Origin of the sequence: Pseudalkalibacillus hwajinpoensis, assembly GCF_039851965.1 — a bacterium.
Classification (GTDB): domain Bacteria; phylum Bacillota; class Bacilli; order Bacillales; family Guptibacillaceae; genus Guptibacillus; species Guptibacillus hwajinpoensis_E.
Genome location: NZ_CP156674.1, coordinates 2986733 through 3000728, shown reverse-complemented (window position 1 = coordinate 3000728; position 13996 = coordinate 2986733). Strand labels below are relative to the sequence as shown.

Sequence of the window (13996 nt, the reverse complement as noted above, 5' to 3'; positions counted from 1 at the left end):
TCCTGGATGGTGACTCTCTGTATTAGTCTTCGCTTACCATTTTTTCATAAGCCTCAGGTGTCATCAGCTCTTCAATTTGCGAAGGCTCAGACGGTTCTACAACGACCATCCACGCTTTTTCATATGGAGAGTCATTGACAAATTCAGGGCTATCTTCTAATTCTTCATTTACAGAAAGAACTTTCCCTGAAATTGGTGCATAAAGTTCAGAAACTGTCTTCACTGATTCTACACTGCCGAAAGGCTCGTCTGACTCAATTTTGTCGCCTTCTTCCGGAAGCTCTACGAATACGATATCCCCAAGTTCAGATTGTGCAAAGTCAGTAATTCCGATGCGTACATTTCCGTCTTCCTGTACTTGTACCCACTCGTGCTCTTCGGAGTAGCGAAAATCTTTTGGTAAGTTCATTTGTAATTCCTCCCTGGAATGATTTCTCTTGTGAAGTTTAGTTCTTCATATTAATTACAATAACTATCGTATAATAGTTATTATTAATTAAGCAACCGTTTTATTTTTTCCAAGTTTCATTAAAAGTCTCTTCTTTAAACCCAACCGTGACGGTTTGTCCATCTGTTACTATTGGTCGTTTAATTAACATACCATCTGATGCCAGCAGGTCAATCAATTCCTCCTGTGAAGAAGATGAAACACGGTCTTTCAACCCCAGTTCTCGGTACCTTTGTCCGCTGGTATTAAAAAATTTCTTGATAGGAAAATCACTCATTGTTACTAGCTCGGTTAACTTCTCTTTAGAAGGTGGATTTTCAACGATATGGATCTCGTTTACCTCCACTTCATTATCCTGAAACCACTTCTTTGCTTTTCTACAGGTCCCGCATTTAGGATATGCATAAAATGTAATGGCCAAATCTGTTCCTCCTCACAACAAAACAATATGATGATGACTTTAGTTTATCATAAGGAAAGGGTTCGACAAATCCAGACGCATCTAAAAGTAGCTTTCGTCATGCGTAAGGAAAATCCTTTTTTATTTCCATACTATTTATCTTACCTTTCTCAAGATAAAAAAACCCCTCCAATTAAGGAGGGCTAAAAAGAATAGGGTTTGGAAATTAAAATCCTAACTTAAACTGTGTAACGCTTGAGTTCAAGCACACTTGCTGCAATTTCGCGTTTTTTAGCAATCACATTGATTGGTGTATAACGTGAAAGCTTGCGAAGCGCCGAAATCATCATTCGTAATGTATCGCCCGTTTCAACAGCAATGAGTGTTTCCTTTGCATGTGCTTCAATACGGTTGAAAGATTCCTGGCAGAATACTTGCGTAAGAAGAAGTTTATTCTGTTGCTTTTCTGCACCAGATTTGTTCATTGCTTTTTCGGTACGAAGAACCGCAGATTCCATTGAATAGATTTCGCTCACTATATCTGCAATATTTGATAAAACTTCCTGCTCTTTATCAAGTGCTTTTCCATACTTCTGAACAGCGGTTCCAGCGGCCAGCAGCATAATTTTCTTTGCCATTGCTACAAGGTACTTTTCTTGCTCAAGTGGTGCTTCGCCAATTTCCTGTGGCGTTAACATCATTAACTCTTCTTGAAGCTCTGTTGCTTTTTCAAGCAACGGAAGTTCACCTTTCATTGTTTTCCGAATGAGTGTACCAGGCACAAGAAGACGGTTAATTTCATTTGTACCTTCAAAAATTCTGTTGATTCGAGAGTCACGGTACATTTTCTCCACTTCATATTCGGACATGAAACCATAGCCACCGTGAATTTGAACAGCTTCATCTACTACATAGTCAAGAGACTCGGAAGCAAATACTTTGTTTAGAGAGCACTCAATCGCATATTCAGCGATGGACTCTGCAACTTTCGATCCATCTTTCTGTTCTTCATCAGATAGCTTCCCTAGCTTCTGTTCAAAAAGACCACCTGTACGATAAGTTGAGCTTTCAGTTGCATATGTTGCAACAGCCATATTCGCCAGCTTTTCTTGTATTAGAGAAAACTTTGCAATAGGGGTGTTAAATTGCTTGCGTTCTAATGCATATTTTGCTGAAAGCTCAATGCCACGCTTCATTCCACCAATTGTTCCTACGGCAAGTTTATAGCGTCCAACATTAAGGATGTTAAATGCTATAATATGACCTTTTCCAGCTTCACCAAGTAGGTTTTCCTTTGGCACTGGTACATCATCAAGGATTAACGTTCTAGTAGAAGAACCTTTAATCCCCATTTTCTTTTCTTCAGGGCCAGTTGAAAGCCCTTTTGAATCACGTTCAACGATAAATGCGGAGAATTGTTCGCCATCAATCTTAGCGTAAACGATGAAAACATCAGCAAAGGCAGAGTTTGTAATCCACTGCTTTTCACCGCTTAAGAGGTAATGCGTTCCCTCTTCATTTAATTTCGCAGTCGTTTTAGCACCAAGTGCATCGGACCCTGATCCAGGCTCTGTTAGAGCATAAGCGGCAATTTTTGCGCCTGATGCAAGACCTGGGAGATACTTTTTCTTCTGATCTTCATTTCCGAAGAATACGATTGGAAGGGAACCGATTCCTACGTGGGCACCATAGCTTAGTGAAAAGGAACGGGCACGTGCGAATTTTTCTGTAATAACAGAAGAGCTGATTTTATCAAGGCCGAGACCGCCATACTCTTCAGGCACGTCAGCTCCAAGAAGACCAAGATTACCAGCTTTTTCAAGGAGTTTACGGGAGATTTCAAACTCGTGATTTTCAATCTTATCAAGCTCTGGAACGACTTCTTTAATCACGAAGTCTTCCGTTGTTTTCCCCATCATGATATGCTCATCTGAAAAATCCTCTGGTGTGAAAATATTCTCAGCAAGTTGGTCCTCAACTAAAAAGCTCGCACCCTTAATCGTTTTGTTCATTGTATTAGACATGCTTATCGTTCCTCCCTTTTCATGGTTACGTTCACTTTAAAGAATTTCAAACACACCAGCTGCTCCCATTCCTCCACCAATACACATCGTGACGACTCCAAACTGCTCTCCCCGACGCTTCATCTCATGGATTAAGCTTAGGGTTAACTTTGTTCCCGTGCACCCTAGCGGATGTCCAAGTGCAATAGCCCCACCATTAACGTTTACTTTATCTTCATCGAGACCAAGCTTTCGAATAACACGGAGTGACTGTGATGCAAAGGCTTCGTTTAATTCGAACAGTCCAATATCAGATAGCTCAAGCCCAGCTAGCCTGAGTGCTTTTGGGATCGCTTCAATCGGTCCGACACCCATAATTTCTGGAGCTACACCCGCAACTGCGAATGAGCGGAATTTCGCCATCGGTGCTAACCCTTCACTCTCCGCTTTCTCACGATCCATCACAAGAACACTTGCTGCTCCATCGCTCGTTTGCGATGAATTTCCAGCTGTGACAGAGCCTCTTACGTTAAAAACAGGTCTTAGTTTGCCAAGAACATCCAGGGACGTATCTGCACGAACCCCTTCATCCTGGGAGAAGAGGAATTTCTTCTCCTGAAACTTGTTTTTCTCATCAACCCATCGTTTTGTAACTTCTACAGGTACAATTTCATCATTAAACTTTCCATCTCTAATCGCTTGTGCTGCACGTTGATGACTTCTGAGGGCGAAAGCATCCTGATCTTCCCTGCTAATTTCAAAGCGTCGTGCAACTTCTTCAGCGGTATGCCCCATACCCATAATATATTCAGGCTTCTCTTCTACAAGTGCGGGATTAGGTTTAATCACGTGCCCCCCCATTGGCACTAGGCTCATCGATTCTACTCCGCCAGCCAGTATCGCCCCTGATTGACCAAGCATAATCCGCTCAGAAGCATACGCAATGCTTTGAAGACCAGAAGAACAATATCGGTTAATCGTAATAGCAGGCACCGTTTCTGCGAGTCCACCACGTGCGCCGATCATACGAGCAACATTCAACCCCTGCTCTGCTTCTGGAATGGCACACCCTATAATCACATCATCTATTTCACCATCGTAGCCACCTGCACGCTTTAGCGTTTCAGCAACCGTTATCGCTCCAAGATCGTCCGGACGCATGTTAGCGAGAGTTCCTCGATTCGCTTTTCCAACAGGTGTTCTAGCACCAGATACAATAACTGCTTCTCTCATCAAGCTTCCCTCCTCCATACTAGTTACGCAGTGGCTTTCCTTTTACTAACATGTGCTGCATTCGTGCTTGCGTCTTTGGCTCTCCTAGCAGGCTGAGGAACGCTTCACGCTCAAGGTCCAGAAGATACTGTTCATCAACAAACGTTCCTTCTTTTACTTTTCCGCCCGCAATAACATGAGCAAGTTTTTTTGCAATCGTTAAATCATGATCCGACAGGTAGCCGCTCCATTTCATAGTTTTAGCTCCCATGAGCATCGCAGCGTAACCTGCTTCACCAGCAACCGGGATCTTCTTAGCTACCGGTGGCTGATATCCCTGTTCAGCAAGGAATAGAACTTTTTTCTTTGCATCATATAGAACGTGATCGGCATTCGCGCTAATCCCATCTAGAGGACGAATAAACCCTCGTTCCATTGCTTCATGTGCAGATGTCGAAACCTTAGCCATCGCAATTGTTTCAAACACATTCGCTGCAACATCAGTAAGATTCACGTTCACTCCCTGAGGTGCTTGTTCTAGCTGGCGTAAATAAAGCTCTTTATTACCACCTCCGCCAGGGATTAATCCAACACCCACTTCAACAAGACCCATATACGTTTCAAAAGATGCTTGAATGGAAGCAGCAGGCATACACACTTCAGCCCCACCACCGAGCGTCATCTGGAATGGTGCTGCAACTACTGGTTTCTTAGAATAACGGATCCGTCCCATGGACTGCTGAAACTTTCTTGCCACCATTTCAATTTCAAAGAAGTTGTCATCCTGGGCTTCCATTAACATGTAAGCCACATTGGCACCAACGCAGAAGTTCTTGCCCTGATTTCCAATGACAAGTCCTTCAAAGTTTCTCTCCGTTTCATCAACTGCTTCGTTAATCATCTGGAGAATATCCATTCCGATCGCGTTGTTTGGTGAATGAAATTCAAGTCCTGCCACACCATCACCTAAATCGAGAAGCGTCGCACCCGTATTCTTCTTGATGACTCGGTTCTGTGCTTTTAATCCCTTTATATGAATGATTTTCTTACTCTCTTCTACACCTTTTTGATCGCCTTTATGATAGAATGAGCGACTTCCACCCTCCTCCTGGTAGAACGAAGTAACTCCAGAAGCAAGCATCTCTTCAACCCATGCTGGAATCGTCTCGCCTTCTTCTTTCATTCGTGCAACTGACTTCTCAACTCCGAGCGCATCCCATGTTTCAAAAGGACCCATCTCCCAACCGAAGCCCCATTTCATAGCACGGTCTACTGCATCGATGTCATCTGCAATCTCATAAACCTTCTCAGCAGAATAAAGCAATACAGGCTTCATAATATTCCAGATTAATTCGCCAGCACGATCACTCGCATAAGCGAGCGCTTTCAGTTTATCGCCTTTTGATTTAGCCTGCTTACTCGCCTCAACAGAAGCTGTTTTTAATTTCTGTCTTGGTTCATAGTCCAAAGTTGATGGATTTAACTCAAGAATCTCGCTGCCCGTTGGACCTTTCTTTTTAACAAAGAATCCCTGACCTGCTTTGGCGCCAATCCATCCCTTTTCTTTCATTTGCTGCATAAAATCAGGTATACGGAAAACTTCCTTTTCATCCCCATTAACTTGATCAAAAACGTTATTAGCAACGTGAATAAATGTATCAAGTCCTACTACATCAAGCGTTCGAAACGTCGCGCTTTTAGGTCTACCAATTGCAGGCCCAGTTACTGAATCAACTTCACCTACCGAAAAGCCTCTATTCAGCATTTCTCTCACGGTAACGAGGAGGCCATACGTACCGATTCGATTCGCAATAAAGTTCGGGGTATCTTTTGTTTCCACAACACCTTTACCTAAAACACCCTCCCCAAACGTCTTCATATAAGAAAGGACTTCAGGGTCTGTGTCCTTAGTAGGAATTACTTCAAGAAGCTTTAAGTATCTAGGCGGGTTAAAGAAATGAGTACCAAGAAAATGTTTCCGGAAATCTTCTGAACGTCCCTCAGCCATTGCTTCAACTGAAATACCAGACGTGTTTGAGCTGACAATTGTGCCAGGACGTCTATATTCATCTACTTTTTCATACACTTTCTTTTTAATTTCTAGATTTTCAACAACAACCTCAATCACCCAGTCAACTTCCTGTAATCGCTCCATGTCATCTTCCATGTTCCCCGCTTCAATTAACTGAATATGGCCTTTCTTTGAAAGCGGAGCTGGCTTTTGTTTCTTAAGCTTTTCTATCGCTTCAGAAGCCAGACGGTTTCTTACCGAACGATGCTCAAGAGTTAGACCGCTCGCTTTTTCTTTATCATTTAATTCATTTGGTGCTATGTCTAATAATAAACTCGGAATTCCTACATTCGCCAGGTGTGCGGCAATGCCTGATCCCATTACTCCTGCTCCTAGTACAGCAACTTTATGAATGCTACGTGTCATAGCGAACCTCCCTTATTGAATGAATGCTCATTCATTTTTATCTAAAAAAAAGAGCGAGATCATTTCCTCTATCTATACTATAAAATATATTCTGAAATTTAGCAATATACTGTTCAGAGTTTTTTCCATTTTTTTGTGCTCTTCATTTTGCGGTTGGAAAAGCGGACCATGGCCCGCTTTCATTCATTTCATCATGCCTTTAAGAACAAAAGCTACGTTTGCTGGACGTTCGGCAAGTCGTCTCATAAAATATCCATACCAGTCTTTTCCGTAAGGTACATAGACTCTCATCTTATAGCCATCTTTGAGAAGCTTTTCTTGCCTCTCTACACAGATTCCATACAGCATTTGAAATTCAAATTGTGTGCGGGGAATATTGTATTCTTCAACTAGCTTTTTTGTGTATTCAATAATCTGGTCATCGTGGGTAGCAATCGCTGTATAATTCCCGTTTAAGAGATGCATTTTGATAATTTTCCTGAAGTTTTCATCGACGTCCTTTTTATCCGGAAACGCTACTTTTGCAGATTCTCTATAAGCCCCTTTTACCAATCTAAGATTGGGAGATAGCTCATTTAACTTCTCGATGTCTTCAGCTACTCGATACAAGTATGCCTGAAGTACGGTACCAATGTTCTCGAACTCTTTCTTAAGTTCGGTAAAGATATCTATTGTCTTCCCACATCTCTCGAAATCTTCCATATCAATTGTTACAAAGACGTTGTTCTTATCGGCAGCTTCAAGAATCCTTCGCATATTCTGGACTGTCATATCATAGTCAACATCGAGACCCATTGACGTAAGTTTCAGAGAAAGCTGGGAGTCCAGGTTTTCTGCAGCAATTCGTTCGATCGCATCTATACAGTGCATGGTCATCTCACCAGCTTCTGCTGCATTATCGACAAATTCACCAAGATGATCGATTGTTACCGAAAGGCCCTTTTGATTCAACTTCTTGATCGCATTAACAGAGCTATCAAGCGATGCCCCTGCCACAAATCGACTAGCCCCGAAACGCATCCCATATCGCTTAGCTACTTTCGTCGCTACTCTATTCTTTCCCATGTATAAAAAGAAATTACGCATTACCTGTTCCATTATAATCCCTCCGTGAAAACGCATACATTGCATTATAAAAAATATATAGCGGAGAAAAACGGCATATCATCTCATAAACAGCCATATTTCGCCTTCAACTCTATTCTACCATGAAATGCTTTGAATAGACCTGTTTTTGATAGATTTTCTCCATGGTTTGTTTTGTTAATATTTTACTGATTAATTGTACATTACCCCCCATTTAGTAAACTAAAAACATAGGATTATTCTATTCTATTTTTATTCTTCTTTACTTGATACTCCAAAATTCAGCTATACTAGAGACTTTGTGAATAAACGGTCAACTAACCGAGCCAAATAAAAAAGAAGCCAGGTTTCCCTGACTTCTTCAAAAGTCAATCATTAGTATCTTGAGACTTTCGATGTTCTTCGTTCAGCTTCCTAATTTCAGAAATGAGTTCTTTCATTTCATCTTTTGCATCAGGATAGGTCTGGTTCCAATGTTTGGCGAGTGGTGGCATTGTTTTGGAGAGATGCGTATACATCGCCCAAAGCTTCACCTTTTCTTTCAGCTCTGGACTACTATCGCCGAGAAGAAGTTCGGTATATTTCTCCATTAACCCATCAACTTGTTCTTGAAGTGTTTCAAGACTCATCCGATTCACCCCGATCACTGACAGAATATCCTGATTATAGCATATTTATTGAGAAACCCGTCCATTGAACTGAAGGTCCCGTAATCTTTCATAGTCAATTCTTTGCTGATTATCTTTAATTGCCATGATCAATTCTTCTATTAGAACTTTTTCATCTGTAACAATAAAAAAGCGACATGAAATCATCGCGAAGTCTCCGAAGAAAGCTTTGCAACCGGAATATCTTTTTGCATCTCGAACTGGCTGGTATGGAAAAATAAAATTCCCACTCTGCTCAAATGCTGGATCTAGTGGCTGTTCTTCCAGTATCTTGATCAGCTCACGGATCGTTAGTTCTCGACCGTGTTCGTTTCGTCCTATTTCAATAATCTCAAGCAAGGTTCATTACCCCCCTTCTTTAAAGAGTTCGAATAAGAATTGTGTTGATCGAGGGCCGAAATATGTAAACTGTCGTAACTATAGATTATCAGCTTTTCTCTCATACTAAAAAAAAGTGAGCCAGGCATTCTCCTGGCTCCAATTATGGGTCACAAGAGTGAGTTTGCGAAGGGGGACCTGGCCTCACTCTTACTTTATCTTATGTACCACTTTCTACATTGGCTGGACAAGTAGCTTGGGTCAAACATGGAATTTTATATCATTATGACCATCTACCTGTTACATCTGGTTACTTCTCTCACCATCGCACACACATCCATTGATGCCTTCACCATTTTTTAGCATTATAATAAAATTAGACAAAGTTACATCGTGGAGGGGTTTAGGTGGAGATCATTGTGATTGGAGCCGGGATCGCCGGTCTTACTGCCGGTGCGATGCTTACGAAAGTTGGGCATGACGTTACCTTACTGGAGGCTTCGAATGAATGGGGAGGTTCTGCAGGGAAATTCCGCAGAGGCAAAACGCTGGGTAGCGGTTGTTCAAAAAGGCGAAAGCTGGAGAGCCGACCATCTAGTTTGTAACCTACCTGTACAAGGATTTGTTCCACTTCTACCTGATCCAATTCTGAAACAACTGCCAGAGAAACTTCTGAAACGAAGTAAGATTTCACAATGGGGCGCTTTTACAATGTATCTTGCACTAAATGAAGATGTTATCCCTCCTTATACAGCCCTCTTTAATCAGGTTCTTTCATCCAATGGATCTATGACGGAGGGAAATCACCTGTTCCTCTCACTTTCAGAAACTGATGATACACAACGGGCTCCAGATGGTTTCCGAACGTTGACCGTTAGTACCCATACTGAATTACATCACTGGAATACGAAGGAGAAATATGATCTTTATAAAGAAGAACTAACAGAAAAAATTCTGTCAGGGATCGAACGCGTGATTCATGTAAGAGATGGAATCGAGTTGCAAATGACCGGTGCTCCTAGAGCCTGGGAGAGATTTACGAATAGACCAGGAGGAATGGTTGGTGGATTCCCTCAAACTAACGAGTATAGTCTTTTTAATAGTTTATCTCATCGTACTGGGATAGATGGACTATGGCTATGTGGAGATAGTGTCTTTCCTGGAGCAGGAACAATTGGTGTATACAAGCGGTTATCACATCTATCAATCCATCTCAAATTGTTAATCAAGAATATTTTTTGACGTTCTTTGGAAGAATGATACTATCATTCAATAGAAGGGACGGAAATAACACATGAACGCCAAAAACAAATTAGTAACACCAGAGGCGACGCAACTGCTGGCCTCTGTACGTGAAGAAATTGCAGAGGAATTTTTGGTAATGGAAGCCGTCACAGAGCAAGTGGAAGAAAAAAATTTCTACACATACCATCTCTTAAAAGAAGCTGAAAAGCTTAGAGACAGCGCTAAATAAGACATCTTTGATAAATGACGAACCAGCATGAGTGTAGTATACTTTCAGTAACTGATTTAAAGGAATGATGCGAAATATGACAACACATACATTTACTGTTGGTGAAGAGCGTGCGAATTATATAACTCATGGAATTGGTGCCCTGATAAGCCTTGCTGCTCTTGTTGTCTTGATTGTCTTTGCATCTCGATACGGAACAGCCTGGCATATTGTAAGCTTTACATTGTTCGGAGCATCGATGTTACTCCTATATACAGCATCTACACTAGTTCATAGTTTTCCACCGGGTAAAGCTAAAGACTTTTTTGAAATACTTGATCACTCTTCCATTTACTTTTTCATCGCTGGAACCTATACCCCATTTTTATTTATTGTAATTGAAGGAGCGCTTGGCTGGACCCTATTTGGCATCGTATGGGGACTCGCAATTGCTGGAACAGTGTTCAAAGCATATTTTGTGAAAAAGTTCTTATTTATTTCTACGATTCTTTATGTCTTAATGGGCTGGTTAATCGTCCTAGCATGGAATCCACTTACACAGAACTTGCATCCTAATGGTTTAACGCTACTTGTAGTGGGTGGAATTCTGTATACGATTGGTGCAGTTTTCTATGTTTGGAGAGCGTTTAAATATCACCATGCGGTCTGGCACCTATTTGTAGTCGGTGGCACTCTCGCTCATTTCTTCTGTGTTTTGTTTTATGTACTACCTTTGTAGGTGCAGGCATCACCCCACCCCTCTGTATGACCTTTGTGCAGAGGGGATTTTTGTGTCCAGCTTTCTTAGAACCTTTTGTAGTCACTATTCGTCTTATTTGTAGAATATCAGTTAAAGGATGAACTATTTTGATAGAAGTGTCGCAGCTTTCCAAACGATATAAGAATAAAATGATTCTTGAAGATCTTAATGTATCTTTAGAAGGTGGAATGGTTGGACTGATTGGACCTAACGGTGCTGGAAAAACCACCTTCATGAGGTTACTTTCTGCAGTTTCAGCGCCAACTTCAGGAGATATTACCGTGAACGGCTATTCGATGAAGCATAAAGCTTCCCATGTTCGGAAGCACATCGGCTACCTTCCACAGCATTTTCAACTCTATCCACAGCTTACAGCTGCCCAGTTTCTTGATTATGTTGGTAACTTAAAATCCAATGGCAAGTGTGACCATGAAAAAGAAAAATCATGGTTGCTCAATGCCCTAAACTTAAATGATCAAAAGAACCAGAAGATCAAAACGTTCTCTAATGGAATGAGACAGCGACTCGGCATCGCTCAAGCTCTATACGGTGAGCCTGACATCATCATATTTGATGAGCCCTCAGCTGGGCTCGATCCTGAAGAGCGTTTACGCTTTCGAAACTTAATGGCAGACGTATCAAGTAGGAAAATGGTTATCCTCTCCACGCATATTGTTGAGGATATTGAAGCAAGTTGCGATACACTGATCGTGCTAAACAACGGAAGGATTCTTTTTCAAGGAACTCCGGCAGAGTTACAGAACAAAGGGAACGGCGTTGTTTGGGAATTTAATCTGGTGGGTGAAAACTGGAATATGCTTTCAGGGTTGCAAGCTACCTTAACAAAGCGAACGTCTGAGGGCCTGCATTGTCGCGTCATTTCCCCTGTGGCCCCTTTCCCATTTGCAGAGGCCTCAGATCCTACGCTTGAAGAAGGATACATGGCTTTGATTGGGCGTGATCATCTGTGAAAAAATGGGTTGTTCAATTCAAGCTTGAGTTAACTTTCTTATTTAAAAACTGGTTCTTCACACCATTGCCTTTTCTTTATTTAATCTGGTTAGTATTTAGCATGGGAGCAGGGCCAGAAGAAGTAAATGGAAATTTGTATCGAACCACTTACGAGACGACCCATGCGCTTATCTTTATTCTCTTAGTTGGCCTGAGCATTTTAATTGGTGTCTACATCATCCGCCGTGATGTGGGAAATGAAGCATTTGAATGGCATCGCGCCTTCCCTGTTTCCAATTTTGTATTCATAAGTGCTAAAATATTGTCCGGTTTAATCTACCTGTCTATTTTTACGTTATTAATGGCGACCATGTATGCACTATTCGCTAACAACCGTGGGATTCCGAATGAAGAGACGATTTCTGTTCTTAGCTTTTTTATAGTTCAATATGAAGTCGCTTTTGTAGTTAGCTTATCTCTTGGAATGCTTTTATCTGTCCTCATACGAAATCGGTTCGTTTATTTAATAGCTTTTTGTGCCTGGATGTTTGGTACTTTATTTATGGAAATATTTATTATCCAACGAGGGGATTTGTTTTTCCTTAAAGCATTCCATCTTACATATCTATTTAATAACTCGATTCTTGTAAATGGAACATGGGGCATCGAACTTCTGAGTGAAGAAGTAAAATGGCAAAGATTGTTTGTTCTAACGTTCTCGTTATTATTGCATACGCTTATCATGCTGATCCTCAATATGAAACGACCTAATCAATACCATAAACTCTGGAAAGGAATCGCGATATTCAGTATCCTCCTGGGCCTCCTTTCCTTCGTTCCATATGGTCAGTTCTGGGACAAAAGAGTCACTGAATTTGACCAGGTTAAAGAACAATCGCCTTTTATAACAATGGAAAACGAGCAAGATGAGGACATATACATGAAATCCCCTCCTCTCTCCCATCCTGATGGCATAGTTGTAGGAGAAGGTGAGCTTTATAACCCGGACCGGTTTCTCGTTAAAGAATTCGATTTAAAAATCGATAATGATAACGATTTTCTTACAGTATCGGCTGAGCTCTCCCTCCCAGAAGATGTCTTTCAAAACAGAGAAGAGTTAGCATTTACCCTAAACCGCACCTTCGAAGTTAAAGCGGTTTATATTGATCAATGTGCTATTCCTTTTGAGCAAGAAAATGACTTTGTCACGATCAGCTTACCTGACACCATTCATGATTTTAGTGTCACCTTGCAATATGAAGGAATGTATCAACTCTGGAGTTACCATTCAGGTCAAGAGTATTATCCAGGCTTCGTTAGTGATGATCAGCTCGTCATGCCATCACAAACAGCATGGTATCCATTACCCGGACACCAGTATTTGTTCGATATGTACGGGACATCCCGTACGGATGTTGGCTTAATGAATAGAGCGGAATTTAATGTCTCGCTAACAGGAGTAAAGTCAGAGGTATTTAGCACGATTCCTGTGATTAGTGACACTCCCTATCAATTTAAAGGTGAAACCGCCAAGCTTGATCTTTATGGTGGTGATTTAACAGAAGTCACCTCGACTCATTACCCATTCTCAGTCGTCACGACCTATTATAATCGTAATTTAGCTGAACAGCTTATTGAGAAGTTAGATGAACGAATGCTTTATACAGATCGTTATGTAACAAAGGATATCCAAACAATTCGACACTTATTTTATCTCCCGGTAGAAAATATCAGATGGACAACTTACTTTTCCCAGCAGGGATTTATTGACCAGAATTACCTACTTAACGATACACCCACATTCGCATTTAATACTAATCATCATTATTTTATTACTGAACTACTCAAAATAAATCTATTTCATGAAGATATCGGTATCACTGGAAATGGTGAAGGTGAAATGGTAACAAGCGTCATCCAATCCGCCTTCAATTACATTTATGAACTAGAGCACGGCATGTTAGCGGAAGCAAATGAAACGCGATCTTCTGTTGTTTATACCGGTAATGAGATTAGTGAAGATGATCGAAGTGCTGAAGAAAAGAAAGCGATACAGGTTTACGCTATGATTAAGAAGGCGATGAACCAGGGCAAAGAAAAGCAAGTAAAAGAAGTGCTGAACCGTTTCTATAGCGAAAAGTGGGACGACCCTGGTTTCGCTAATGATTTCAATTTATACCATGAGCCATCAACCATCATTACGTTTGCAGAATGGAAAGCTGTTTGGAACGATGTCATGAAACATAACAGTTAGAAAAGG

At 41.2% G+C, this 13996-nt stretch carries 13 protein-coding genes and 1 pseudogene; 6 read left to right on the top strand and 8 right to left on the bottom strand.

The annotated features are described in order from the left end of the window. Positions 1 to 22: 22 nt before the first annotated feature. The 8 genes from gcvH to ABFG93_RS15500 form a co-directional block, all read right to left on the bottom strand. On the bottom strand, positions 23 to 409 hold the full coding sequence (gene gcvH, locus ABFG93_RS15535; RefSeq protein ID WP_347548928.1) for a glycine cleavage system protein GcvH: 387 nt from the start codon (positions 407 to 409) through the stop codon (positions 23 to 25). A gap of 100 nt (positions 410 to 509) precedes the next feature. Further along, positions 510 to 869, bottom strand: a complete 360-nt coding sequence (locus tag ABFG93_RS15530; protein WP_347548927.1) for an arsenate reductase family protein — start codon at positions 867 to 869, stop codon at positions 510 to 512. Between the two features lie 218 nt (positions 870 to 1087). After that, the gene (locus tag ABFG93_RS15525; protein WP_347548926.1) at positions 1088 to 2872 is read right to left on the bottom strand and encodes an acyl-CoA dehydrogenase family protein; all 1785 of its coding nucleotides are present in this window, start codon (positions 2870 to 2872) and stop codon (positions 1088 to 1090) included. A 36-nt stretch (positions 2873 to 2908) separates the two neighbouring features. Further along, a complete protein-coding gene (locus ABFG93_RS15520) occupies positions 2909 to 4084 on the bottom strand; it encodes an acetyl-CoA C-acetyltransferase (RefSeq protein ID WP_347548925.1) in 1176 nt (391 codons plus the stop codon). Positions 4085 to 4103: 19 nt separating this feature from the next. Beyond that, positions 4104 to 6500, bottom strand: a complete 2397-nt coding sequence (locus ABFG93_RS15515; RefSeq protein WP_347548924.1) for a 3-hydroxyacyl-CoA dehydrogenase/enoyl-CoA hydratase family protein — start codon at positions 6498 to 6500, stop codon at positions 4104 to 4106. A 183-nt stretch (positions 6501 to 6683) separates the two neighbouring features. Beyond that, the gene (locus tag ABFG93_RS15510; RefSeq protein WP_347548923.1) at positions 6684 to 7598 is read right to left on the bottom strand and encodes a proline dehydrogenase; all 915 of its coding nucleotides are present in this window, start codon (positions 7596 to 7598) and stop codon (positions 6684 to 6686) included. Between the two features lie 356 nt (positions 7599 to 7954). After that, positions 7955 to 8215, bottom strand: a complete 261-nt coding sequence (locus ABFG93_RS15505; protein WP_347548922.1) for a YusU family protein — start codon at positions 8213 to 8215, stop codon at positions 7955 to 7957. Between the two features lie 45 nt (positions 8216 to 8260). Then, positions 8261 to 8593 carry a hypothetical protein gene (locus tag ABFG93_RS15500; protein WP_347548921.1) on the bottom strand — a complete coding sequence of 111 codons (333 nt, stop codon included), beginning with the start codon at positions 8591 to 8593 and terminating at the stop codon, positions 8261 to 8263. A 437-nt stretch (positions 8594 to 9030) separates the two neighbouring features. Between ABFG93_RS15500 and ABFG93_RS23135 the strand changes: the two are divergent. From ABFG93_RS23135 to ABFG93_RS15475, 6 genes and pseudogenes are all read left to right on the top strand, one after another. Next, positions 9031 to 9075: pseudogene (locus tag ABFG93_RS23135) on the top strand (hypothetical protein); the annotation flags it as partial. A gap of 1 nt (position 9076) precedes the next feature. Further along, a complete protein-coding gene (locus ABFG93_RS15495; RefSeq protein WP_347548920.1) occupies positions 9077 to 9814 on the top strand; it encodes a hypothetical protein in 738 nt (245 codons plus the stop codon). A gap of 52 nt (positions 9815 to 9866) precedes the next feature. Continuing rightward, positions 9867 to 10046, top strand: coding sequence for a hypothetical protein (locus ABFG93_RS15490; protein ID WP_347548919.1), 180 nt, complete (start codon positions 9867 to 9869; stop codon positions 10044 to 10046). 76 nt (positions 10047 to 10122) lie between these two features. Beyond that, positions 10123 to 10764, top strand: coding sequence for a PAQR family membrane homeostasis protein TrhA (gene trhA, locus ABFG93_RS15485; RefSeq protein WP_431522005.1), 642 nt, complete (start codon positions 10123 to 10125; stop codon positions 10762 to 10764). Positions 10765 to 10901: 137 nt separating this feature from the next. After that, a complete protein-coding gene (locus ABFG93_RS15480; protein WP_347552863.1) occupies positions 10902 to 11756 on the top strand; it encodes an ABC transporter ATP-binding protein in 855 nt (284 codons plus the stop codon). Further along, entirely contained in the window at positions 11753 to 13990 is a 2238-nt protein-coding gene (locus ABFG93_RS15475) for an ABC transporter permease (RefSeq protein WP_347548918.1), read from the top strand. The genes ABFG93_RS15480 and ABFG93_RS15475 overlap by 4 nt, the downstream gene beginning before the upstream one ends. The last annotated feature ends 6 nt before the right edge of the window (positions 13991 to 13996 follow it).

Excerpts from the sequence above, each read along its gene's own strand:
- ABFG93_RS15525 (WP_347548926.1), bottom strand. The coding sequence starts at position 2,872 with ATGTCTAATACAATGAACAAAACGATTAAGGGTGCGAGCTTTTTAGTT.
- ABFG93_RS15495 (WP_347548920.1), top strand. The coding sequence starts at position 9,077 with ATGAATGGGGAGGTTCTGCAGGGAAATTCCGCAGAGGCAAAACGCTGG.
- ABFG93_RS15505 (WP_347548922.1), bottom strand. The coding sequence starts at position 8,215 with ATGAGTCTTGAAACACTTCAAGAACAAGTTGATGGGTTAATGGAGAAA.
- trhA (WP_431522005.1), top strand. The coding sequence starts at position 10,123 with ATGACAACACATACATTTACTGTTGGTGAAGAGCGTGCGAATTATATA.
- ABFG93_RS15515 (WP_347548924.1), bottom strand. The coding sequence starts at position 6,500 with ATGACACGTAGCATTCATAAAGTTGCTGTACTAGGAGCAGGAGTAATG.
- gcvH (WP_347548928.1), bottom strand. The coding sequence starts at position 409 with ATGAACTTACCAAAAGATTTTCGCTACTCCGAAGAGCACGAGTGGGTA.
- ABFG93_RS15490 (WP_347548919.1), top strand. The coding sequence starts at position 9,867 with ATGAACGCCAAAAACAAATTAGTAACACCAGAGGCGACGCAACTGCTG.
- ABFG93_RS15510 (WP_347548923.1), bottom strand. The coding sequence starts at position 7,598 with ATGGAACAGGTAATGCGTAATTTCTTTTTATACATGGGAAAGAATAGA.
- ABFG93_RS15520 (WP_347548925.1), bottom strand. The coding sequence starts at position 4,084 with ATGAGAGAAGCAGTTATTGTATCTGGTGCTAGAACACCTGTTGGAAAA.